This is a genomic window from Tsukamurella conjunctivitidis, assembly GCF_007858475.1.
GTDB classification, from domain to species: domain Bacteria; phylum Actinomycetota; class Actinomycetes; order Mycobacteriales; family Mycobacteriaceae; genus Tsukamurella; species Tsukamurella conjunctivitidis.
On sequence record NZ_VIGX01000003.1, the window covers coordinates 227,883 to 251,678 of the forward strand.

The window sequence follows — 23,796 nt, forward strand, 5'->3', positions numbered from 1 at the left end:
ACGTCACGGTCCGCACCCCGTTGTACCTCACACCCTGTTGGGTTAGCGTCCTCAGCAACCAAGTCTAGTTCGAAATTTGGACCACGTTCGGGCTGTATCCCGAGACATTTCTCTCATCGGGTCCGATGTTCGAAGGACTCCGTCGGGAGAGGCCAGCCATGTCCGAACAGCCCACGAAAACCTCGTTCACCACGCGCCTCGGGCGCTGGTGCGTCCGGCACGCCGCGTGGGTCCTGCTGTTCTGGGTCGCGCTCGCGGGCGTCCTCAACGTGACGATCCCCCAGCTCGAGCAGACCGTGCACAAGCATTCGGCGCCGTTCATCCCCGGCGACCTGCCCGGCGTCGACGGGCTGCGCGCCATGGCCGAGGAGTTCGGCACCCCGTCGTCCACCGCGCAGGGCAACGTCGTCGTCGCCGCCGAGGGGAGGATCGGCCCCGAGCAGGAGCAGTACTACCGCGCTCTCACCACCGCGCTCGAGGCGGACAAGGAGCACGTCGCCTACGTCATCGACACCTTCGGCAAGCCGGCGGCCCGCGAGGTGGGCCTGAGCCCGGACGGCAAGGCCATCAACCTCCTCGTCGCCGAAGTGGGCGACATCGGCTCCACCCGCGCGCAGTCGAGCACGGAGGCGATCCGGGAGACGATCCGTTCGATCCCCGCGCCCGCCGGCACCACCGTCGAGTTCACGGGCATCGCGCCCACCCTCGCGGACCTGTTCACCGCGCTCGATTCCTCCCTCCTGGTGATCACCGCGGTCTCGGTGGTGCTCATCATGGCGCTGTTGCTCGTCACCTACCGCTCCGTCGGCGCCGCGCTCGTACCCCTGCTGACCATCGGGCTCTCGCTCGCGGTCGCGCGCCCGATCGTCTCGCTCCTCGGCGAGCACGAAGTGATCCCCGTGTCCAACTTCTCCATCGCGATCATGACCGCGATGGTGCTGGGCGCCGCCACCGACTACGCGATCTTCGCCGTCGCCGGGTTCCACGAGGCCCGGCGCGCCGGGATCCCGTCCGACGAGGCCGCCGTGGCCGCCTCGACGCGCGTCGGCCGGATCATCGTGGCCTCCGCCCTGACCATCGCCGTGGCGAGCGGCGCCATGATCTTCTGCAAGGTCGGCATCTTCGTCACGGCCGGCCTGCCGACGACGATCTCGATCATCGTCACGTGCCTGATCGCCCTCACGCTGCCGCCGGCCCTGCTGCGCTACCTCGGCGCGCGCGGCTGGGTCGAACCCCGGCCCGGTACCGAGAAGCGGTGGCGACGGACGGGCGCACGGGTCATGCGGCGCGCGGTGCCGCTCTCGGCCGCGGCCCTCGTCGTCCTGCTCGCCGCCGCGGCGGCACTCCCGACCATGGTGATCGGCTTCGATGAGAACCGGATGCAGCTGCGGGCCACCGACTCCCGCAACGGCTACGAAACGGTGATGGAGCATTGGGGCGTCAACGAGGCGGTCCCCGAGTTCCTCCTGATCCGCGCCGATCACGACATGCGCAACACCCACGACCTCGCGGCCCTCGAAGCCATCGCGATCGGCGTGGGCAACCTGCCGCAGGTCGCGTACGTCCGCTCGATCACGCGGCCCGACGGCAAGCCCATCCCGGAGTCCGCGGTCGGCTACCAGACGCAGCAGGTGGCGAACGGCCTCGGCGACGCGAACCGCCAACTCAAGGAGGCGTCCCCGCAGCTCAAGGCGCTCGCCTCCGGCGTGGACCAGCTCAACGCCGGGGCCGGCGAGGCCTCGCGCCGGGTGCCGGAGCTCGTCGCGGGCACGCAGCGGGTGACCGGTCTCGCGTCCGGCGTCCTCGACGCGCTCACCTCTGCGCAGCAGGCCCTCGCCACCGCGAGCGGCGGCACCGTCGATGTGGACGGCGCGACCCGACTGCTCCGCAGCGCCGTCACCACCCTGACCGTCGCGGCGGACGCGGTCCGCACCGCGCAACAGCAGCAGTCGGCCGCGACCTCCGGAATCAGCACCGTCCTCGGCCCGCTGGTGGGACCGATCTCCCCCGCGTGCTCCGCCGACGCGAACTGCCGCGCGTCCCACGAGGCGTTCGCCCAACTGGACCGCACGACGGGCGGCTCCGCGTCGACAGCGGTCCGGGCGGCGACGGCCGCGGTACCGCTTCCGGCGGGCACGACGGACCGGGCGAGCACCGCGCTCGCCCAGGCCGACGATGCGCTGGCCCGGCTGCAGGGCCTGCTCAAGGGCCTCGGCGGGCTCAGCCCGGAACAGGTCAAGGCCCAGCTGGGCGAGCTCAATGCCGGCGTCGCCCAGCTGAGCAGCGGTCTCGCGCAGCTGAGCACGGGACTGGGGCAGGTCAAGACCGGCACCGACCAGGTGGTGGAGATGACGGGCCGCCTGCAGACGGGGCTGGGCACCGCCACGGACTACCTGAGCGGACTCAGCGCGGGCACCACCGAGGGGCCCGGCCGCGGCTTCTACCTGCCCGCGCAGGGCCTGCAGTCGGACCGCTTCATCGACGGCTCACGCGTGCTCATGTCGCCCGACGGCAAGTCGGCGCGGATGCTCGTCGTCTGGAACATCAATCCGTATTCCGACGAGGCGCTCAACACCGCGGCGTCGATCCCGGCCGCGGCCCGGGCCGCGGCGCAGGGAACGGTCCTGAAGGACGCGACGATGGACGGCTTCGGCCTGGCGTCGATCTCGGCGCAGATGCGCGAGCAGGTGCTGCGCGACTTCCTGCTGTTCGGTCTGGTCGCGGTGATCGGCGTCTTCCTCGTGCTGCTGGTACTGCTCCGATCGGTGATCGCTCCCCTGCTCATGGTCGCCACGGTGGTGCTCTCCTTCGCCGCCGCCGCGGGTGCCTCGGTGCTGCTCTGGCAGCGCGGCCTGGGTATCCCCGTCGACTGGTCGGTGCTGCCGATCGCCTTCATGGCGCTGGTCGCCGTGGGCGCGGACTACAGCATGCTGTTCGCCGACCGGATCCGCGAGGAGGCCGCGGGCGATTCGACGGTGCGCGGCGTGCTCCGCGCCTTCGGCACGACGGGCAGCGTGATCACCACCGCCGGACTGGTCTTCGCGATCACCATGTTCGCGCTCATGAGCGGCAGCGTGATCAACCTGCTCCAGATCGGATCGACGATCGGCATCGGCCTGCTCATCGACATCGTCGTGGTGCGCACCGTCTTCGTCCCCGCGGCGATCACCGCCCTCGGAGACCGCGTGTGGTGGCCGTCGAAGCCCTGACCGGTCAGCCCCCGGCGGGCCTGCGCGGGGCGGCCGCGCCGCCGAGCCGGACGGAGGCGAAGCACAGGAGCGCCGCCCCGAGGGCGAACCCGGTCGCCGTGACGGCGAACCACGGGCCGCCGACCGCGAGCGCTCCGAGCACCGAGGTACCCGCCGCGATCCCGGCGTTGGTGGAGGCGTTGTTCCAGCCGAGCACCGCGGCGCGGTTGCCGGGGTCCACGGCGGAGAGGTAGGTCTGCTGCGCGGAGAAGAAGGCACCACCGCCGGCGCACCAGACCGCGATGGCCGCGATCGCGACGGCGGGGACCGTGGCGGTCGTGGCCACGGCAACACCCGCGGCGACGACGAGCGCCGCGCCCGCCGGCACCCACGCGGGATGCGCGCCGCGGCGCGCCAGGCGATCGACGAGCACCCCGGTCCCTACCGATCCGGCCATCGACCCGATCCCGACGACCAGGCCGACCAGTCCCAACGCGGTCAGGCCGTAGCCGAAGCGCTGCGAGAGCAGGACGCCCACGTAGGTGTACGCGCCCAGCCGGCCCGCCTGCAGCAACAGCGAGGACGTGAAGGCGAGCGCGATCCGCCGATCGCGCCACGGCGTGAAGAGGCCGCCCCGGTGCGCGCCCGGGTCGGCGGGGTCCTCCGACGGCAGGCGCAGCGCCAGCACCGCGGCCACCACCAGCATCGGCACACCGATCAGGAGGTACGGCGCGCGCCATCCGAGCCCGGTGGCGAGCAGCGCACCCAGCGGGACGCCCAGCACCTGCCCGCCCGCGTACGCGGCGGCACCCAGGGAGACCGCGCGCCCGCGCTGCGCCGGCGCGGCGCGCTCCGCGAGGTACGCCCAGATCGACGGTGCGCCGAGGGCCGCGCCGAGCCCGGACAGGGCCCGCGCCGCGACGAGCAGGCCCAACGAGGGCGCGACGTAGCTGAGGATGTCGGCAACGGCGAAGACCGCCATCCCGGCCGCGATCGCGTACCGCCGCGGGAGCCGGTCCGAGAGCCTGCCGAAGAGCGGTCCGGTCACGGCGTAGCAGAGGACGTAGGCGGTCACCACGTTCCCGGCCGCGCCGGTCGACGAGCCGAAGGATCGTGCGATGTCCGGAAGGAGCGGAGCGACGAGGTTCATCTCGGCGCCCATGAGGAAGAAGACGAGGTAGAGGACGACGAACGTGCCCCACGGGGTCCTCCCCTGCGCCATGCCCGCACCTCCTGCCCGGGCCAGATTAGAGGATCGAACAATCGCGGGCGATCGGGCGTGACCCGCGACACCGTCGGGGCTCGGCGCCGGGCGTAGCATGAACGGGGTGAGTACCCCGGAGAACCCCCGCAAGCTACTCCGCCTCGAGGTCCGTAACGCACAGACCCCGATCGAGCGCAAGCCGAACTGGATCCGCACGCGCGCGAAGATGGGCCCTGAATTCACCGAACTCAAGGGCCTCGTCAAGCGTGAAGGCCTCCACACGGTGTGCGAGGAGGCGGGCTGTCCCAACATCTACGAGTGCTGGGAGGACCGCGAGGCCACCTTCCTCATCGGCGGTGAGCAGTGCACCCGGCGCTGCGACTTCTGCCAGATCGACACCGGCAAGCCGGCGGAGCTGGACCGCGACGAGCCGCGCCGCGTCGCGGAGTCGGTCCAGGCGATGGGCCTGCGCTACTCCACCATCACCGGCGTCGCCCGCGACGACCTGCCCGACGAGGGCGTGTGGCTGTACGCCGAGACGGTGCGCCAGATCCACAAGCTGAACCCGAACACCGGTGTCGAGAACCTGATCCCCGACTTCCACGCCAAGCCCGAGCTGCTGGCCGAGGTCTTCGAGTCCCGCCCCGAGGTGCTCGCCCACAACCTGGAGACGGTGCCGCGCATCTTCAAGCGCATCCGCCCCGCGTTCCGCTACGAGCGCTCGCTCGACGTGATCCGCCAGGCCCGCGACTTCGGCCTGGTCACCAAGTCGAACCTCATTCTCGGCATGGGCGAGACCCCCGAGGAGGTGACGGAGGCGATGCGCGACCTGCACGACGCGGGCTGCGACATCATCACGATCACCCAGTACCTGCGCCCCTCGCCGCGGCACCACCCGGTCGAACGGTGGGTCAAGCCCGAGGAGTTCGTCGAGCACACGCAGGCCGCCGAGGAGATGGGCTTCGCCGGCGTGATGGCCGGGCCGCTCGTCCGCTCGTCGTACCGCGCGGGCAAGCTCTACGCGAAGGCGATGGCGCACCACGGCCGCCCGATCCCGGAGAACATGGCGCACCTCACCGCCGAGGGCGATGCGGCACAGGAGGCGACGTCGGTTCTGAGCCGCATGGCCGCCGCCGCGAAGTAGAACATTAAGCTGGGAGACATGGCACAGGACAAGGCAGCGGCCGACAAGCTGAAGGCGCAGAAGGCCGAGGCGAAGCGGGCACGCAGGGCCGCTTCGAAGGAACGTCGCAAGCAGATGTGGCAGGCGTTCCAGATGCAGCGCAAGGAAGACAAGGCGCTGGTACCGATCATGGTCGCGGTGTTCGTCGGCGCGATCGTGCTGTCGATCGCCCTCGGCGTCGTCATCGGGCAGCCGTGGTGGATGTTCCTCATCCTCGGCGTACTGCTGGGCGCGCTGGGCGCGTTCATCGTCTTCACCCGCCGGCTCGAACGCAGCGTGTACACCAAGAACGAGGGCCAGGTCGGCGCGGCCGGCTGGGCGCTCGACAACATGCGCGGCTCATGGCGCGTGACGCAGGCCGTCGCGCGGACCACGCACGCCGACGCGGTGCACCGGGTGATCGGCAAGCCCGGCGTGATCCTCGTGGCCGAGGGTAACGAGGGCCGGATCAAGGGCCTGCTCGCCCAGGAGAAGAAGAAGACGGCGCGCGTCGTGGGCCAGACCCCGATCTACGAGTTCACGGTGGGCAACGAGGAGGGGCAGGTTCCGCTGCGGAAGCTGCAGCGCTCCCTGAACAAGCTCCCGTCGAACATCAACGGCAAGAAGATCGACGAGCTCGAGGGCCGCCTCTCTGCCCTGTCCACGCGCACCGGTGGCGCGCAGATGCCCCGCGGCCCGCTGCCGCAGGGCGCGAAGATGCGCAGCGTCCAGCGCACCGTCCGGCGTAAGACCGGATCGAACTGACGACGACGTGACTCGGGGCCCGCGCTGCGGGCCCCGAGTTCGTTTCTGCGCCCGAGCCTCGCAGGCACCGGGAATCGTCGGCCGCTACCGGCCCTTGACGACGATCGTTCCGGTGGCACGGTCCTGCATACCGCGACCGTCCACGTCCTGGATGAGCGGCGGCACGATGAACACGATCAGCAGGTTGCGGGCCAGGGCGCGGACGAAGCCCACCCGCATCTGCGGGTTCTCGATCCGGGCGACGCGCAGGCCGGCGAAGTACTGCCCCGGTGTGAAGCCGAAGAGGGTCACCGACAGCACGCCGACGGCGAACCAGATACCGAGCGCGAGGGTGTCGAAGGCGGTGGGCTCCCCCGCGGCGACACGGCCCGGCCCCACGATCGCGACCGCGATCAGCGCGGACGGCACCCAGTCCAGGAACAGCCCCAACACGCGGCGACCCGATCCCGCGGCCGACCCGACACCGTCGCGCGGCAGCCCCAGGGCCTGCCCGCGGTACTCCCCGTGGGAGCCCTCCGGCAGTGCCGCGGAGGCACCGGAGAGCCATGATCCCGTTTCTCGACGCATGGCCCCAGGGTACGTGGTGTCCGATTCGGCGGCCTCCCGGACGGCCCTGGATGTGTAACACCGTTGAAACATTGCGTTAGTTCTTGGGCAACACCTCGTCCATAACGTTCATTCTCGTAACCTCGGTGGTGGTGCGAACGGTACGACCGTGAACGTCACCGCCGGACGACGAAGGAGCAAGTAACAGGTGTTCACTACCAAAGAGGAACTTCTCGACTACCTGAAGAAGGAGAACGTCGAGTACGTCGACATCCGCTTCTGCGACCTGCCCGGCACGATGCAGCACTTCAGCATCCCCGCCGAGGCGTTCGACGAGAGCGTCTTCGAGGACGGCCTGGCGTTCGACGGCTCGTCGATCCGCGGCTTCCAGTCGATCGACGAGTCCGACATGATGCTGCTGCCCGACGTCACCACGGCGCGCATCGACCCCTTCCGCGCAGCGAAGACCATGAACATCTCGTTCTTCGTCCACGACCCCTTCACCCGCGAGGCGTACAGCCGCGACCCGCGCAACATCGCGCGCAAGGCGGAGGAGTACCTGCTCAGCACCGGCATCGCCGACACCTGCTTCTTCGGCGCCGAGGCCGAGTTCTACATCTTCGATTCGGTGTCCTACGACTCGAGCATCAACGGCTCCTTCTACGAGGTCGACTCGATCTCCGGCTCGTGGAACACCGGCCGCCCGATCGAAGAGGACGGCTCCCCCAACCGCGGCTACAAGGTCCGCAACAAGGGCGGCTACTTCCCGGTCGCGCCGTACGACCACTACGTGGACCTGCGCGACAAGATCTCCACGAACCTGAAGAACGCCGGCTTCACGCTCGAGCGCGGCCACCACGAGGTGGGCACCGGCGGCCAGGCCGAGATCAACTACAAGTTCGACACGCTGCTCCACGCGGCCGACGACGTCCAGTTGTTCAAGTACATCGTCAAGAACACCGCGTGGCAGGAGGGCAAGACCGTCACGTTCATGCCGAAGCCGCTGTTCGGCGACAACGGCTCGGGCATGCACGCCCACCAGTCGCTCTGGAAGGACGGCAAGCCGCTGTTCTACGACGAGGCCGGCTACGGCGGTCTGTCGGACATCGCGCGCTATTACATCGGCGGCATCCTGCACCACGCCCCGTCGCTGCTCGCCTTCACCAACCCGACGATCAACTCGTACAAGCGCCTGGTGCCGGGCTACGAGGCGCCGATCAACCTGGTGTACAGCCAGCGCAACCGCTCGGCCTGCGTGCGCATCCCGATCACGGGCAACAACCCGAAGGCCAAGCGCATCGAGTTCCGCTGCCCCGATTCCTCGGGCAACCCGTACCTGGCCTTCGCCGCCATGATGATGGCCGGCCTGGACGGCGTGAAGAACAAGATCGAGCCGCACGCCCCCGTCGACAAGGACCTCTACGAGCTGCCGCCCGAGGAGGCGAAGGGCATCCCGCAGGCCCCGACCTCGCTCCCGGCCGTGATCGACCGCCTCGAGGAGGATCACGAGTACCTCACCGCCGGTGGCGTCTTCACCGAGGACCTGATCGAGACCTGGATCCAGTACAAGCGCGACGTGGAGATCGCCCCGGTGAACCTCCGCCCGCACCCGTACGAGTTCGAGCTCTACTACGACGTGTAAGTCGTAGGGACGCAAGCTCACCGGCCCCGCACCGTCGTTCGACGGTGCGGGGCCGCTCGCGTCTCCGGGGGGGGGCTGCTAGCGGGCCAGGGCCGCCTGCACCGCGTCGGCGAGATCGGCCGGGCCGAGGTGGTCCGAGCGCAGCACGACGGTGCCGGCGGGCTGCCGGGACGCGGCCTGCGGATCGAGGCGGTCGATCGCCCAGCCCGCCGCGTCGGGTTCGAATCCCATGTCGACGGCCCGTGACCGCAGGCGGGCCCGGATCACCTCGGGATCGGTGTCGAGGAAGACGTGCAGGACCGGCTCCCCCGCCTCGTCCAGCCCGCCGAGGATCTCCTCGCGGTAGGCATCGCGGAGCAGCGACATCGGCACGATCAGTGTCTCGGCGTGGTGCCGCCGTAACGACAGCGCCGCGGCCACGACGAGTTCCCGCCAGCTCGGCAGGTCCTGGAAGTCCTCGTTGCGCGGCAGCCACTTCCACAGCATCGAGCCCACGTCCTCCGGGTCGTACACGACCGCCCCCGGTATCCGGCGATGCAACTCGTGCGCCAGCGTCGTCTTCCCCGCACCGAATCCGCCGTTGAGCCAGACGATCATCGCACCAACGTAGCGCAGCGATCCCGGACGGCCACCCGTGCTCGGCGACGCGGGCACTGCTGAGCCGAGATCCTCCGGCGAGGCGGTAGGTTCGAGGCCATGCGCGCCTCCCGCCAGACCACCGCCGTCGCCGTCGCCGTCCTCGCGGCGGGGGCGCTCACCGCCTGCAGCACCCCGGAGGCGTCCGCGGCGTGCCCGACGGGTGCGCCCAGCACCGCGAACTCCCCCGACTGGACCTACCAGGGACAGACCGGCTCGATCGTCGTCACCGGGCCCACGGACACCGCGTCGCCGCAGATCACCGTCGAGAAGCCCTTCTCCGTGGCGCAGACGCACGTCCAGGCCTTCAACCCGCCGGGCGACGGTGCCGTGGTCGGGGAGACGGCGACCGTCTCGGTCTGCTACCTCGGCGTGAACGGCCGGACCGGCGAGCGCTTCGACAGCACCTACGACCGCGGCACGCCCACCTCGTTCCCGCTGGACGGCGTGATCCCTGGCTTCAAGAAGGCCATCGCGGGCCAGAAGGTCGGTACGTCGGTGGGGGTGGCGATCGCTCCGATGGACGGCTACGTGACCGGGCAGCCGTCCGTGGGGATCCAGCCGGGCGACACGTTGATCTTCGCGATCAAGATCCTGTCGGCGAACTAGGCGATGAACATTCGCACGTGGCCCGCCCTCGGGCTGCCGATACGTGCGCTCAACTGGTTCAACGCCCGTCATCCCTTCAGCCACAACGATCACTTCCACGGGTGGATCCTGCGCAACCTGCCCTCCCGCCGGGGCAGGGCGCTCGACGTCGGCTGCGGCGAAGGGCTGCTCGCCGAGCGCCTGGCGGGACGGTTCCGCACCGTCGACGCCGCGGACGCCGACGCCGGGATGCGCGCGGCCACCGCCGCACGGCGCGTGCCGAACATCCGGGTCCTCGACGGGTTCGACGCCGCGGCGGGCCCCTACGACCTGGTGACGATGATCGCCACCCTGCACCACCTCGACCTCGAATCGACGCTCGCCCGGTGCCGCGACCTGCTCGCCCCGGGCGGTCGGCTACTGGTCGTGGGGCTGTCCAGGCCCGAGACGCTCGGGGATGCCCTGTGGGTCAGCAGGTCCGCGCTCGTCAATCCGGTCCTGGGTGCCCTCCGGCACCCCGCGCCCGCCACCGCACCGGCCCCGCCACCCGCATTCCCGGTGCGCGCCCCACAGCAGACCTTCGACGAGATCGCGACCGCGGCAGCGGCGATCCTGCCCGGTGCGGTGGTGCGCCGGCGGATCCCCTTCCGGTACACCCTCTCCTGGCAGGCCCCTGCCTGATCTCAGGGATTCACCGGAGGCGCCGGCCGCGCGCCCCGGCAAGACTGGAGGCACACCGATCCCTGGAGGCGTCATGCGCGTTCTGTCCGTCGTCGTCGGAGCCGTGGTGCTCCTCCCGCTCGCCGCGGTGGCGGTGATCCTGGCGGGCATCCGCTTCCGGATCCGCCCCGTCCTGGACCTGGTACGCCGCGTCAACCGGGACTTCACCAATCCGCGGTCCATGGGTGGGGCCGAGTCGCCCGATTCCACCCGTACGGTGGTGCGGCACGTGGGCCGCCGCAGCGGCAGGGCCTACGAGACCCCCGTCGACGCGTTCGGGACGGACCGTGGCGCGCTCATCATCGCCCTCCCCTACGGCCCCGACACCGACTGGGTCCGCAACATCCGGGCGGCGGGCACCGTCGACCTGCTGCGCCGGGGCACGACGATGACGGGGACCGACCCCCGGATCGTCGACACCGCGGACGTGCTCGACGAGATCCCCGCGGGTGCACGGCGCACGCTCCGGATGTTCGGCGTCGCGCAGTGCCTGGAACTGCGCGTGGCCTAGCTCGTCAGCCCACGCGGGCCAGTACCGCCCGGTGATCGGCGCCCCGGATATCGTGCGCCGTCACCTCCGCTGCGCCGAGTCCGCGCAGCAGGACGTGGTCGATGCCGACCACCGGCGGATAGCCCTTGTCCGTCGGATACGTGGGCAACCACCCGGCGCCCGCGAGCTGCCCCGCGTCGCGGTAGCCGTGCGAGAGCAGGCTCCGGAAGCGCACGTGGTCGTAGGTGGCGTTGTAGTCGCCCAGCGCGACGACGGGCCGCCCCTCGGGTACGCCCTGCAACAGGGTCCCGATGCGGCGCAACTCGGAGTCCCAGGTGTCGGCGTCCAGCGGTGGCGTCGGGTGCAGCGCGAAGAGTTGCACATCGCCCCGGCCGGGAACGGTCGCGACGGCGGTGAGCGCGGTCATGACGAATCCGGGCACCACCCCCGTGCTCGCGAGCGGGTGGCGGCTGTAGAGCGCGGTGCCGTTGGCCAGCGCCGCCGGCCGCACGAGCGAGTGCGGCAGGTCGGTGCCGATCGTCGACGCGGCGATCCGCTGCGCCGCCTCGTCGGTCACCTCGAGGACGGCGAGCACGTCGACGCGGTTCTCGCGGACCAGCGTCGCGAGCGCGTCGGCGTCGCCCGCTCCCACCTGGATGTTCGCGGTGAGCACCGTGAGGCCGGCATTCGCGGGGGCCGGCTCGCCCCGCCACAGCGGCGCCTGCACCCAGATCCCCGCCGCCGCCACCGCCGCCACGAGCACCAGCCGCAGCAGCGCACGGACGTACAGCAGGCACACCGCCGCGATCGCGACGAGGGCCAGCCACAGCACCGGCGAGACCGCGGCGGCGGCCACGGTCACCCGATCGGTGCCGGGCCAGAAGTGCAGTACGAGCGCGAGGAGCGCGCCCAGCAGCGCTGCGGTGCCGACGATGCTCGCCGCCGTCCGGAAGAAGAACCTCATGCGGACATCCTGCCCGCTGCGGCGCTATTCGCCCCAGAAGACCCGGTCGACCACGGCGCGCCCGCGCCGGGTCGTGCGCAGGTAGTCGTCGAGGTAGTCCAGCGAGCTGCCCCGCCAGCCGGCCACGTACGCCACGTTGGAGAGCACCGCGCCGGGCCCGGGCAGCTGATCGACGGGCTTGCCGCGCACCAGGAACAGAGCATTGCGAGCGCGGGTGGCGGTGAGCCAGGCCGACCGCAGCAGCTCGACGTCCTCCGCCGGCAGCAGATCGTTCTCCTCGATCGCGTCGAGCGATTCGAGCGTCGAGGTGTTGCGCAGCGCGGGAACTGCGCTGGCGTGCCGCAACTGCTCGAGCTGCACGGTCCACTCCACGTCGGAGAGGCCACCGCGGCCGAGCTTCGTGTGCGTCGCCGGGTCCGCGCCGCGGGGCAGTCGCTCGGAATCGACGCGGGCCTTGATGCGCCGCAGTTCGTTGACCGTCGCGGGCGAGACCCCACCCTCGGGGTAGCGCGTCTCGTCCACCAGGTGCAGGAACTCGCGCGCGATCTCCTCGTCGCCGGCCACGTGCGTGGCGCGCAGCAGTGCCTGTACCTCCCACGGTTGCGCCCACTGCTGGTAGTACGCGCGGTAGGCGGCGAGGGTCCGCACGACGGGCCCGTTGCGCCCCTCGGGACGCAGCCCGGTGTCGACCTCGAGGCCAGGATCCACCGACGGTGCCCCCAGCCTCGTACGCACGGCGTCCGCGACCAGATTGGACCAGCGCACGGCGTCGGAGTCCTCGTAGCCCTCGTTCGGCGCGCACACGAAGAGCACGTCGGCGTCGGAACCGTAACCGATCTCGTGCCCGCCGAGGCGGCCCATGCCGATGACGGCGATCCGCGCGGGCGCGCCGGGCTGGTAGGCGCTGCGGCTGGACTCGCGTTCGACCACGGACGTCGCGATCTCGGACACCAGAGCGGCGTCGAGGGCGGCGCCCCACACCGACGACAACGCCGTGCACACCTCGGGCACCGTCATCATGCCGAGGATGTCGGCGGAGGCGACGCGCGCGATCTCGCTGCGCCGCATTGCCCGTGCGACCGCGATCGCCCGGTCCCGGTGATGGGCCCGGCTGACCGCGGCGAGCATGCCGTTGTACACCTCACGCGGCGAGGGCTCGGTCAGTTTGGGGCCGGTCGCGCCGTCGGCGTAGAGACGGATCACGTCGGGCGACCGGGCGAGCAGCTCGGCCACGAAGGTCGAGGAGCCGAGAACGGTCATCAGGCGCTGCGCGACCACCGACTCGTCCCGCAGCACGCGCAGGTACCACTCGACGTCGCGCAGGTCCTCGGAGAGCTTGCGGTAGTTCAGCAGGCCGGCGTCGGGATTCGGAGTCTCGCTGAGCCATTCGAGCAGCGTCGGCAGCAGGATGGTCTGGATCCGGCCGCGCCGCGAGGAATCGGCCATCGCCTTGAGGTGCGCCAGCGCGTGCTGCGGCTGCAGGAAGCCGAGCGCGGCGAGGCGGGCGACGATCGCGTCGTCGCTCAGGCTCACCGCGTCCGCGTCGAGGTTCGCGATCGAGTCCAGCAACGGCCGGTAGAAGAGCTTGGTGTGCAGCCTGCGCACCCGCGCCGATTGCCGCTTGAGCTCGGCGCGCAGCACGCCCGCGGCGTCGCGATCCCCGTCGGGCCGGATGTGGGCGGCGCGGGCGAGCCAGCGCCACGCCTCCTCGTGGTCGGGCGGCGGCAGCAGGTGCGTGCGCTCCATGCGGCGCAGCTGCAGCCGGTGCTCCAGCGTGCGGAGGAACTCGTAGGAGGCGGTGAAGTTGGCGCCGTCGTCCCGCCCCACGTAACCACCGGCCGTGAGCGCCGCCAGCGCATCCACGGTGCTCCGCTCGCGGAGCGTCTCGTCCGTGCGGCCGTGCACCAGTTGCAGGAGCTGGACGGCGAACTCGACGTCGCGGAGCCCGCCCCGGCCCAGCTTCAGCTCGCGCTCGCGGAGATCGGGGGCGATGTTCTCCTCGACACGGCGGCGCATCTCCTGCACGTCCTGCACGAAGTCGTCGCGCTCGGCGGCCTCCCACACCATCGGGCTCAGGGCGCCGAGGTAGTCGTACCCCAGCTCCAGGTCGCCGGTCTGCGGCCGGGCCTTGAGCAGCGCCTGGAACTCCCAGGTCTTCGCCCACCGCTTGTAGTACGCCACATGCGATTCCAGCGTGCGGGTGAGGCTGCCGGCCTTGCCCTCGGGGCGGAGCGCGGCGTCCACGTCGAAGAACGCGGCGGAGCCGATCCGCATCATCTCCCCGGCGAGGCGGGCCGAGGCCCCGTCGGCGGGCTCGGCGATGAAGATCACGTCCACGTCGGAGACGTAGTTCAACTCCCGCGCGCCGCACTTGCCCATGGCGACCACGGCGAGGCGCCCCTGGGGGTCGTCGTCGGGGTACACCGTGGCGACGGCGACGGCGAGCGCGGCGGTGAGCGCCGCATCGGCGAGGTCCGCGAGGTGCGCGCCGACCACCGAGAAGGGCAGCGTGGGCTCGTTCTCGACGAGCTGGGCGAGGTCGCGCGCGGCGAGCACCATGACCAGATCCCGGTAGCCGTCCCGCAGGGAGGCGATCGCGGCTCCACCGGTGACGGCGGCCCGGTAGAGGAGGTCGTCGTCCCGGCGCCCGGGGACCTTCACCGCGCCGACGGTGGCGAGCATGGCGGCGATGAGGTCGTCGCGCGACTTCAGGGGCGCGGTGTCGCGCAGGAGCCGCCACGAGGCGGGATGGCTGACGAGGTGGTCGCCCAGCGCATCGGAGGCGCCGAGCAGCCCGAAGAGCCGGCCGCGGAACATGGTGTCGTCCCGGATCAGGCCGTCGATCTCCGCCCAATCGCCGCCCACGGATTCCCGTAGCCGCACGAGGGCGCGCAGCGTCCAGTCCGGGTCGGCGGCGCGCGAGAGCGCCCACAGCACGTCGGCGCACTCCGCGTCCGCCCACCCGAGGGACTCAAGGTCGAGCTCGGCGTTCGGATCGAGGAGCCCCAGCCGGCCCGCGCTGGGGCGGCGGACCTCGCGGTTCGTGGGCGGCACCGTACGCCCCGCCCTACAGGGAGAGGAAGCGGTCGAGCTCGAACGGGGTGACCACGGCGCGGTAGTCGTTCCACTCGGACCACTTGTTGCGCAGGAAGTACTCGAAGACGTGCTCCCCCAGGGTCTCCGCCACGAGTTCGCTCTTCTCCATGAGCACGAGCGCGTCGTCCAGGCTGGCGGGCAGATCCTTGAAGCCCATCGAACGGCGCTCACGAGCGGTCATCTGCCGCACGTCGTCCTCGGCGGCCTCGGGCAGGTCGTAGCCGCCCTTGATGCCCTCGAGTCCGGCCGCGCACAGGACCGCGAACGCCAGGTACGGGTTGCACGCGGAATCGGGCGAGCGCACCTCGACGCGGCGGCTGCTCGCCTTGTTCGGCGTGTAGAGCGGCACGCGGACCATCGCGGAGCGGTTCGCCGCGCCCCAGGTCGCCGCCGTGGGCGCCTCGTCGCCGGTCACCAGGCGCTTGTAGGAGTTCACCCATTGGTTGGTGACCGCGGAGATCTCGGGCGCGTGGTGCAGGATGCCCGCGATGAACGCCTTACCGGTGGCGGAGAGCTGCAGCTCGTCGTCGGGATCGTGGAAGGCGTTGGAGTCGCCCTCGAACAGGCTCATGTGGGTGTGCATGCCCGAGCCCGGGTGGGCCGAGAACGGCTTCGGCATGAAGGACGCCTTCACGCCCTCGGTCATGGCGACTTCCTTGACCAGGTAGCGGAAGGTCATGACGTTGTCGGCCATGGAGAGCGCGTCCGCGTACCGCAGGTCGATCTCCTGCTGCCCCGGGCCCGCCTCGTGGTGGCTGAACTCGACGGAGATCCCCATGGCCTCGAGGGCCTCGATCGCCTTGCGGCGGAAGTTCGGCGCCGACTCGTGCACCGCCTGATCGAAGTAGCCGCCGTTGTCGGCGGGGATCGGCATGCCGTGCGGCCCGGACTCCTTCTTCAGGAGGTAGAACTCGATCTCCGGGTGCACGTAGCAGGAGAAGCCGAGGTCGGCAGCGCGGTTGAGCTGACGCCGCAGCACGTGCCGGCTGTCGCCCCACGACGGCGTCCCGTCGGGCATCGCGATGTCGCAGAACATGCGGACGGAGTGCATCTCCCCGTCGCCGCTGGTCCAGGGCAGCACCTGGAAGGTCGACGGGTCGGGCTTGGCGACGGTGTCCGCCTCCGAGACCCGGGAGAAGCCCTCGATCGAACTACCGTCGAAACCGATCCCCTCCGTGAACGCGCCCTCCAGCTCCGCGGGGGCGATCGCCACGGACTTGAGGAACCCCAGCACATCGGTGAACCACAGCCGCACGAAGCGGATGTCCCGTTCCTCGATGGTGCGAAGCACGAACTCCTGCTGCCGATCCATGGGATCGACCCTAAGCGAGGAGGTGTTAACGGCGTGTTACAACCCGCCGCGGGGATACCCGAGTAGCGTGCCGGGCGTGGACGCACCGCTCGCACGCCTCACCGCCGCCGCGGCGACCGCGTGCGTCCTGACGGTCGCCGGCTGCGGCGCGGGGACCGAGCAATCGGCCGCGAGCAGCCCGACGACCGGGGCGATCGACGGCTGCCCCGCGGCCGCCCCGGCGGCGGACGCCAGGGCGATCACGCTGGACGGCGTCACGGGCCGCGCGCTGGTCGTTCCGCCGACCGCGGCCGCCGCGCCACGGATCACCGTCGAGACGCCCTACCGGGTGGACCGGTCTCGGACCGTCGTCGCCGAGGCCGGCTCCGGCGCGCCGCTCACGGAGAAGTCGGTGGTCACCGTCTGCTATCAGAGCGTGAACGGCCGGACCGGCACGGTCTTCGACGACGCCTTCTCGCGGGCGACGTCCGCCGAGATCGCCCTGCCCGATGTGGTCCCGGGCTTCCGATCGGCACTCGTCGGGCAACGATCCGGGACCACCGTTGTCACTGCGGTCACCGCTGCCGACGGCTACCCCAAGGGCGAGCCGCGCGCGGGTGTCGCCCCGGGCGACACGCTCATCTTCGCGATCCGCGTCCTGGCCGCGAACTGATCAGGCCGTGCAGCGCAGGTCCGCCGCCGGCACCGTGAGGTCGCGCAGGTAGGCGGTGACGGCGTCGTCGACGCACGCATTGCCCTCCAGCGAGATCGTGTGCTGGCTGCCCTCGAAGCTGATGAGCGAGGCGCCGAGTTGCTTCGCCAGGTCGACCCCGTTCTGATACGGCGTCGCGGGGTCGTGCGTGGTCGAGACGACGACCAGCTTCGGGGCGCCGACGGCGTTCACCTCGTGCGGTTTGAGCGTCGGTGCGGCGGCCCAGAAGGCGCACGTGCCCTTCGCTCCACGCCCGGTGCCGCGGCCGTCGTCGAGGAAGGGTGCCGCCTTCCGGATCTCGGTGTCGAGCCGGGCGAGGTCGGCGGGGTCGGTGACGGCCGGGCCGTCGACGCAGTTGATCGCGGTGTTCGCATCCATCATCGGCGAGTACCGCCCGAGCTCGTCGCGGTTGAGGTAGAGGTCGGCGATCCGCTGCAGCAGCGAGCCGTCGCCCTTCTGCAGACCGGTCAGTCCCCGGCGCAGCGGCTCCCAGAGCTGCTGCGCGTACATCGCCTGGATCGTGGCGGTGGTGGCGTCGTTGTAGCTCAGCTGCCGCCCTCCCTCGCCGCGGACCGTCCTGTCGATGAGCGGGCGCACCAGCTGCTGATACCGCGCCGTCGCTTGCGCCGGATCGGTCCCCACCGGGCACGTGGTGTACTTCGCGCAGTCCTTCGCCCAGTCGTCGAAGACCGTCTGGAACCCGGCCATCTGCTGCACGTTCGAGGTGATCTGGTCCAGGGCGGGATCCACGGCACCGTCGAGCACCATGGCCCGGACCCGATCCGGGAACGTCTCGGCGTAGATCGCGCCGATGAAGGTGCCGTAGCTGTAGCCGAGGTAGGTGAGCTTCGCGTCGCCGAGCACGGCGCGCAGGACGTCCAGGTCGCGCACCGTGTCGGCGGTGCCGACGTTGGCGAGGAAGGTCTTGCCCATCTTCTGGGCGCACAGCTCCGCCTGGGACTTGTTGAACGCCTCCTGCTTCGCGATGCCCGCGGGTGAGTTGTCGAACGCCAGGGTGGAGAGGCGGTTCTCGTCGCGCTGCTTGTCGCTGAAGCACTTCACCGGGGGCGAGCTCGCGCCCACGCCGCGCGGATCCCAGCCGACCAGGTCGAAGCTGCTCGCGATCTCGAACTTGCCGGCCTCCATCGACTTGCCCGCGACCTGCTGCACGCCGGAGCCGCCGGGTCCGCCGGGGTTCATCAGGAGGGAGCCCCGGCGCTGCCCCGTGGCCTTGACCCGCGCGACGGCGAGCTTCGTCTCGCCCGCCGCCGGGTCGTCGTAGTCGATCGGCACCGTGAGGCGTCCGCACTCGAGCTTCGTCTTGTCGTACTCGGTGATGTCGTCGGCCTTCGCCATCGCTGCGCACGAGCCCCAGGTGATCTGCTGCCCGTAGTACTTCTGCAGCGGCGCGGGAACACCCGCCACCGACGTCGGGGCGGCCGTACCGGTGCTGGGCGCGACCGATCCGCCCGCCGGTTCCGCGGTCCCCCCGATCTGGACCGAACATCCCGCGAGTACGGCCGCGGAGAGGACCGCGAGCGCGGTCAGGACGGGCTTGCCTGCCTTCATCCTTCCGATCCTGCCACGCGGCGGTCCCGGTTCCCGGGACGCTAGGGTTGAACCATGACGCCCCTTCGTGTCGCGGCGTGCCAGATCAACCCCGTCGTGGGTGACCTGGACGCGAATGTCGCTCGGATCACCGCCGCAGCCCGGGACGCCGCGCAGCGCGGCGCGCAGGTCGCCGTCTTCGGCGAGATGGCCCTCACGGGCTACCCCGTGGAGGATCTGCTGCTGCGCCGGTCCTTCGCCGTGGACTCCCGCGAGGCCGTGCACGAGCTGGCCCGCTCCCTCGATGCGGCAGGGTGCGGCGATCTGATCGTGGTGGTCGGCTTCCTCGACCGCGACCCGGACGCCCCGGAGACCAGCACCAATCCCACCGGCGGCGCCCGCAACGCCGCGGGCGTGCTGCACGGGGGCGAGCTCGTCGCGCGGTACGACAAGCACTTCCTCCCCAACTACGGGGTCTTCGACGAGAAGCGCTGGTTCACGCCGGGCGACCGGCTTGTGATCCTGGACGTCGACGGGGTCCGGCTCGGCCTGGCGATCTGCGAGGACGTGTGGTGGCCCGACGGCCCCGTGGCCGGCCTGGCCGAGTTGGGCGTCGACGCGATCCTGTGCCTCAACGCCAGTCCCTTCGAGGTGGGCAAGCCCGCGCTGCGCCGCGAGGTGGTGGCCGCCCGCGTCGCCGAGGGCGGCGCGCCGGTGATCTACGTCAACCTGGTCGGCGGGCAGGACGAGCTCGTCTTCGACGGTGACACGTTCACCGCCCGGTCCGACACGGACTGGGCCCCGGGGCCGCAGTTCGTCGAGGCCACCGTCTTCACCGACATCACGGCGTCGGGCCGCCGGCGCGCGGCGGCGGTGGACGGCTGGGCGGTCACGTCGGTGGAGCTTCCGGCCCGGCCCTCGTCCCCGGTGCAGGCCGAGGCGGCGACCGTCGCCGACCTCGACCACCTGGGACAGATCTGGGCGGCGCTGGTCACCGGCACGCGGGACTACGTGCACAAGGTGGGTGGGCGCACCGTCGGCCTCGGGATGTCCGGCGGCATCGACTCCGCCCTGGTCGCGGTGATCGCCGCCGACGCGGTGGGCCCCGACAACGTCTACGGCGTGGGCATGCCCTCGAAGTACAGCTCCGACCACTCGAAGGACGACGCTGCGGACCAGGCGCAGCGCATGGGCATCCACTTCCGGTTCGAGCCGATCGAGCACATGGTGGAGTCCTTCGTCGGCCAGTTGCACCTGACCGGTCTCGCCGAGGAGAACATCCAGGCCCGCTGCCGCGGCATGACACTGATGTCCCTGTCCAACCTGGACGGCCACCTCGTGCTCGCGACGGGCAACAAGAGCGAACTGGCCGTGGGCTATTCGACGATCTACGGCGACGCCGTGGGCGCCTACGCCCCCATCCGCGACGTGGAGAAGACGCTCGTCTGGGAGCTGGCGCGGTGGCGCAACCAACGCGCCGTCGAGCGCGGCGAGACGCCGCCCATCCCGGAGAACTCCATCACCAAGGAGCCGTCGGCCGAGCTGCGGCCCGGGCAGAAGGACAGTGATTCGCTGCCCGACTACGACGTGCTCGACGACATCCTGCGCCGCTACGTGGAGCAGGACCAGGGCGTCGCGGAGATCGCCGAGGCCGGCTACGACCCGGAGCTCATCCGGAAGGTCGCCCGCCTCGTGGACCGCGCCGAGTACAAGCGCCGCCAGTACCCGTTGGGCCCGAAGATCACGCCCAAGGCCTTCGGCCGCGACCGGAGGATGCCGATCACGAACCGCTGGCACGACCCGGCCTGACGCCGGGAGGGATCGATCCCGCCACGACTGCCCGGACCGGAGAGACCGGCTGGGACGGAAGGAAATGGAGCGACGAGGATGAGCGAAACGCCCGTCTACGGAAGCGGATCCGAACCGGGTCCTGCGGCGCAGCAGGCGCCGCGCAAGAAGGTGCGCATCCACCATCTGGCCGAGCTCAAGGAGCGCGGCGAGAAGTGGGCCATGCTCACCAGCTACGACTACATGACCGCGTCGATCTTCGACGAGGCCGGCGTCACCGCCCTGCTGATCGGCGACAGCGCAGCGAACACCGTGTACGGGTTCGACTCCACGCTGCCGATGGAGCTCGACGTGATGGCCGCGATGGTGGCCGCGGTGCGCCGCGGCACGAAGTACGCCCTGGTGGTGGCCGACATGCCCTTCGCCAGCTACGAGGAGTCCCCCGAGCAGGCCTACCGCAGCGCCGCGACCCTGATGAAGGCCGGTGCCGAGGCGGTCAAGCTCGAGGGCGGCGCGCACATGGCGCCCACCATCGAGTTCCTGCAGCGCCGCGGCATCCCGGTGATGGCGCACATCGGATTCACCCCGCAGTCGGTGAACTCGCTGGGCGGCAACCGGGTCCAGGGCCGGGGCGACGAGGCCGCCGACAAGATCCGGCTGGACGCGAAGGCCGTCGACGCGGCCGGTGCCTTCTCGGTGGTGCTGGAGATGGTTCCGTCCGATGTGGCCGCCCAGGTGACGAAGGAGATCTCGATCCCCACGATCGGGATCGGCGCCGGCAAGGAGTGCGACGGCCAGGTGCTGGTGTGGCAGGACTTCTCCGGCCTCAACCGCGGCCGGACGGCGCGCTTCGTCAAGAAGTACGCGAACATCGGCGACGAGCTGCTGCGCGGCGCCCAGGAGTACGTGGCGGAGGTCGCCTCCGGCGAGTTCCCCGGACCGGAGCACGGGTTCTGATGCGAGAGTTCTACCCCGAGATCGAGGCCTACAGCACCGAGCTGCTGGACGTCGGCGACGGACAGCTGCTGTACGTCGAGCAGAGCGGCAACCCCGAAGGCAAGCCCGTGGTCTTCATCCACGGCGGCCCCGGCGGCGGCACCTCCCCCGACTGCCGGCGGTTCTTCGACCCGGCGGCGTACCGCATCGTCGTCTTCGACCAGCGCGGTTGCGGGCAGTCGAAGCCGCACATCGCCGATCCCTCGTCGGGCGAGGGGGATTCGCTCGCCGACCGGCTGGCGGTGAACACCACCGCGCACCTGATCGCCGACATCGAGCGGATCCGCGAGCACCTCGGGATCGACCGGTGGCAGGTCTTCGGCGGCTCGTGGGGCTCCACGCTGGGTCTGGCGTACGCGCAGACGCATCCGGATCGCGTGACGGAGCTGGTGCTGCGCGGCATCTTCCTGCTGCGGCGCAGTGAGCTGGACTGGTACTACAACGCGGGCGCCTCGCACGTCTACCCGGACAACTGGGAGGGCTATCTGGCCCCGCTCGACGAGGCGGACCGGGCACCGTCGGCCGACAAGATCGCGGCGTACCACCGCCTCCTGCACTCGGACGACGAGGCGGTGGCGCTCCGCGCCGCGAAGGCCTGGTCGATGTGGGAGCGCAGCACCAGCCACCTCATCAACACGCCGGAGAGCTCGGCCGACGCGGACGACCCGCGGTTCGCGATCCCCTTCGCGCAGATCGAGAACCACTACTTCGTCAACGGCGGCTTCCTCGACGAGGGGCAGCTCCTGCGCGACATCGATCGCATCGCGGACATTCCCGGCGTGATCGTGCAGGGCCGGTACGACGTGGTGTGCCCCGCACGCAGCGCGTGGGACCTGCACCGGGCGTGGCCCACGGCGGAGCTGGTCATGGTGCCGGACGCGGGTCACTCGGCGTTCGAGCCGGGCATCCGATCGGCCCTCATCGAGGCCACCGACCGATTCGCGAAGGACTGAGCCATGGCCGAGCAGCGTGAGATCGAGACGAAGTACGAGGTCGGGCCGGAGACGGCGGCGCCCTCGCTGGTGGGCGTTCCCGGCGTCGACCACGTCTCGACCGACGAGGTCTTCCACCTGGTCGCGGTGTACTACGACACCGACGCCCTGGACCTCGCCGCCAACCGGATCACGCTGCGCCGCCGCACGGGCGGCAAGGACGACGGGTGGCACCTCAAGCTGCCCGACGGCGCCGATCGCCGTGAGGTGACGGTGCCGCTGGGCGACGACGCCGACGCGCCGGAGGGCGCGTCGGCGGAGGTGCCCGCCGAACTGGCGGAGCGCGTCCGCGCCCTCGTGCGCGGGCGCGCCCTCGCCCCCATCGCCATCGTCGAGAACGAACGGCACACCACCTACTGCCACGCGGTCGACGGGGAACTCCTCGGCGAGTTCGTCGACGATCACGTGCACTCGGTGTCCCTGCTCCCCGACGGCCCCGAGAAGAGCTGGCGCGAGTGGGAGTTCGAAGTGCCGGATACCGCGCTGGGACGCAAGACGGCGATCGCCGTCGACAAGGCGCTGCGGGCGGCCGGCGGCGCCGAACCGGACGCGGCGTCGAAGCTGGCGCGCGCGATCGACGCCGAGGCCGCTCGGCGGCCCGTCGACCTGCCCAAGAAGATCGCGCACGCCACGGGGGGACAGCTGCTCACCGCGGCACTCGCGGCATACCGCGACAAGCTGCTCCGTGAGGACCCGCGCGTGCGGGCCCGCGGCGACGACTCCGTGCACCAGATGCGCGTCGCCACCCGGCAACTGCGCAGCGTCCTCACCGAGTTCTCCGGATTCTTCGAGGGCCCGGCGCGGGCCGCGCTGAGCTCGGAGCTCAAGTTGCTGGCCTCCGTCCTCGGGGCCGTGCGCGACGCCGAGGTCCTCGCGCAGCGGTTCGAGGGCTTCGACACGGACGGTGAGCTCGGCGGCGCGGGTGCCGCCCTCGCGCACCGCCAGCGCGCCGCCGAGGCGCGAGGCTGGGGTCGCGTGGACCTGGCCCTCGACTCGGACCGGTACTTCGTGCTGCTCGACGCGATCGATGCCTTCATCGCGGATCCGCCGCTGCGCGAGCGCGCGGACCGGACTGCGGTGAAGAGCCTGGCGCCGCTGCTGGACAAGCGGATCCGGTCCTTCGCCCGGCAATCGATGGTGCTGCTCAACGACCCCGCGTGCACCGACCACGACGTGCACGCGATCCGCAAGCACGCCAAGCGGCTGCGCTACGCCTCCGCCGTCGTCGATCCCGTGGTGCGGGGCGACCTGCGCTCCGAGGTGAAGGCGTTGTCGAAGGTGCAGACGCGGCTCGGCGAGTTCCAGGACGCGACGATCGCCCGCGACGCGGTGGCCGAATTGGCCGCCGAAACGACCGATCCCACGATCGCCTTCCGTCTCGGCAGGATCGACGCCGTCGAGGAGCTCCGGGCCGCACAGGCGCGGGCGAGCCTGCCGGGGATGCTCCGCGGACTGCGCTGAACCGGAA

At 71.0% G+C, this 23,796-nt stretch carries 19 protein-coding genes; 12 read left to right on the forward strand and 7 right to left on the reverse strand.

Features of this window, described 5'->3' with window-relative positions:
* Positions 1-158: 158 nt before the first annotated feature.
* Positions 159-3,209, forward strand: a complete 3,051-nt coding sequence (locus FK530_RS08115; RefSeq protein WP_146486518.1) for an MMPL family transporter — start codon at positions 159-161, stop codon at positions 3,207-3,209.
* Between the two features lie 4 nt (positions 3,210-3,213).
* On the opposite strand, the gene FK530_RS08120 is transcribed toward FK530_RS08115, so the two are convergent.
* Complete coding sequence (locus FK530_RS08120; protein WP_146486519.1) at positions 3,214-4,410, reverse strand: MFS transporter; 1,197 nt, start codon at positions 4,408-4,410, stop codon at positions 3,214-3,216.
* A gap of 97 nt (positions 4,411-4,507) precedes the next feature.
* Between FK530_RS08120 and lipA the strand changes: the two genes are divergently transcribed.
* Positions 4,508-5,536 (forward strand): lipoyl synthase, encoded by a 1,029-nt coding sequence (gene lipA / locus FK530_RS08125; RefSeq protein WP_146486520.1) that lies wholly within the window; start codon positions 4,508-4,510, stop codon positions 5,534-5,536.
* Between the two features lie 18 nt (positions 5,537-5,554).
* Complete coding sequence (locus FK530_RS08130) at positions 5,555-6,319, forward strand: DUF4191 domain-containing protein (protein WP_146486521.1); 765 nt, start codon at positions 5,555-5,557, stop codon at positions 6,317-6,319.
* An 84-nt stretch (positions 6,320-6,403) separates the two neighbouring features.
* Here FK530_RS08130 and FK530_RS08135 read toward each other — a convergent pair whose 3' ends face one another.
* Positions 6,404-6,886: an RDD family protein gene (locus tag FK530_RS08135; RefSeq protein ID WP_146486522.1), complete on the reverse strand. Its 483-nt coding sequence runs from the start codon at positions 6,884-6,886 to the stop codon at positions 6,404-6,406.
* A 187-nt stretch (positions 6,887-7,073) separates the two neighbouring features.
* On the opposite strand from FK530_RS08135, the gene glnA (FK530_RS08140) reads away from it, so the two are divergent.
* The gene (gene glnA, locus FK530_RS08140) at positions 7,074-8,507 is read left to right on the forward strand and encodes a type I glutamate--ammonia ligase (RefSeq protein ID WP_068530127.1); all 1,434 of its coding nucleotides are present in this window, start codon (positions 7,074-7,076) and stop codon (positions 8,505-8,507) included.
* A gap of 78 nt (positions 8,508-8,585) precedes the next feature.
* On the opposite strand, the gene FK530_RS08145 is transcribed toward glnA (FK530_RS08140), so the two are convergent.
* Positions 8,586-9,104, reverse strand: coding sequence for a P-loop nucleotide/nucleoside kinase family protein (locus tag FK530_RS08145; RefSeq protein ID WP_146486523.1), 519 nt, complete (start codon positions 9,102-9,104; stop codon positions 8,586-8,588).
* 99 nt (positions 9,105-9,203) lie between these two features.
* Between FK530_RS08145 and FK530_RS08150 the strand changes: the two genes are divergently transcribed.
* The 3 genes from FK530_RS08150 (at position 9,204) to FK530_RS08160 (ending at position 10,962) form a co-directional block, all read left to right on the forward strand.
* Entirely contained in the window at positions 9,204-9,752 is a 549-nt protein-coding gene (locus tag FK530_RS08150) for an FKBP-type peptidyl-prolyl cis-trans isomerase (RefSeq protein WP_146486524.1), read from the forward strand.
* 3 nt (positions 9,753-9,755) lie between these two features.
* Complete coding sequence (locus FK530_RS08155) at positions 9,756-10,412, forward strand: class I SAM-dependent methyltransferase (protein ID WP_146486525.1); 657 nt, start codon at positions 9,756-9,758, stop codon at positions 10,410-10,412.
* A gap of 73 nt (positions 10,413-10,485) precedes the next feature.
* Positions 10,486-10,962 carry a nitroreductase family deazaflavin-dependent oxidoreductase gene (locus tag FK530_RS08160; protein WP_146486526.1) on the forward strand — a complete coding sequence of 159 codons (477 nt, stop codon included), beginning with the start codon at positions 10,486-10,488 and terminating at the stop codon, positions 10,960-10,962.
* 4 nt (positions 10,963-10,966) lie between these two features.
* Here FK530_RS08160 and FK530_RS08165 read toward each other — a convergent pair whose 3' ends face one another.
* The 3 genes from FK530_RS08165 to glnA (FK530_RS08175) are packed head-to-tail and all read right to left on the reverse strand — an operon-like array spanning position 10,967 to position 16,313.
* Positions 10,967-11,905: an endonuclease/exonuclease/phosphatase family protein gene (locus FK530_RS08165; RefSeq protein WP_146486527.1), complete on the reverse strand. Its 939-nt coding sequence runs from the start codon at positions 11,903-11,905 to the stop codon at positions 10,967-10,969.
* A gap of 24 nt (positions 11,906-11,929) precedes the next feature.
* A complete protein-coding gene (locus FK530_RS08170; protein ID WP_146486528.1) occupies positions 11,930-14,959 on the reverse strand; it encodes a bifunctional [glutamine synthetase] adenylyltransferase/[glutamine synthetase]-adenylyl-L-tyrosine phosphorylase in 3,030 nt (1,009 codons plus the stop codon).
* A gap of 13 nt (positions 14,960-14,972) precedes the next feature.
* Complete coding sequence (glnA, locus tag FK530_RS08175; RefSeq protein WP_146486529.1) at positions 14,973-16,313, reverse strand: type I glutamate--ammonia ligase; 1,341 nt, start codon at positions 16,311-16,313, stop codon at positions 14,973-14,975.
* A gap of 76 nt (positions 16,314-16,389) precedes the next feature.
* Between glnA (FK530_RS08175) and FK530_RS08180 the strand changes: the two genes are divergently transcribed.
* Positions 16,390-16,965 carry an FKBP-type peptidyl-prolyl cis-trans isomerase gene (locus tag FK530_RS08180; protein ID WP_158645050.1) on the forward strand — a complete coding sequence of 192 codons (576 nt, stop codon included), beginning with the start codon at positions 16,390-16,392 and terminating at the stop codon, positions 16,963-16,965.
* On the opposite strand, the gene FK530_RS08185 is transcribed toward FK530_RS08180, so the two are convergent.
* Positions 16,966-18,573, reverse strand: coding sequence for an alpha/beta hydrolase (locus FK530_RS08185; RefSeq protein ID WP_166443264.1), 1,608 nt, complete (start codon positions 18,571-18,573; stop codon positions 16,966-16,968).
* 54 nt (positions 18,574-18,627) lie between these two features.
* Between FK530_RS08185 and FK530_RS08190 the strand changes: the two genes are divergently transcribed.
* The 4 genes from FK530_RS08190 (at position 18,628) to FK530_RS08205 (ending at position 23,789) form a co-directional block, all read left to right on the forward strand.
* Entirely contained in the window at positions 18,628-20,361 is a 1,734-nt protein-coding gene (locus tag FK530_RS08190) for an NAD+ synthase (protein WP_146486531.1), read from the forward strand.
* A gap of 78 nt (positions 20,362-20,439) precedes the next feature.
* Entirely contained in the window at positions 20,440-21,297 is an 858-nt protein-coding gene (gene panB / locus FK530_RS08195; RefSeq protein WP_146486532.1) for a 3-methyl-2-oxobutanoate hydroxymethyltransferase, read from the forward strand.
* Complete coding sequence (gene pip, locus FK530_RS08200) at positions 21,297-22,289, forward strand: prolyl aminopeptidase (protein ID WP_146486533.1); 993 nt, start codon at positions 21,297-21,299, stop codon at positions 22,287-22,289. The genes panB and pip overlap by 1 nt, the downstream gene beginning before the upstream one ends.
* A 3-nt stretch (positions 22,290-22,292) precedes the next feature.
* Positions 22,293-23,789 (forward strand): CYTH and CHAD domain-containing protein, encoded by a 1,497-nt coding sequence (locus FK530_RS08205; RefSeq protein ID WP_146486534.1) that lies wholly within the window; start codon positions 22,293-22,295, stop codon positions 23,787-23,789.
* Positions 23,790-23,796 lie beyond the last annotated feature (7 nt).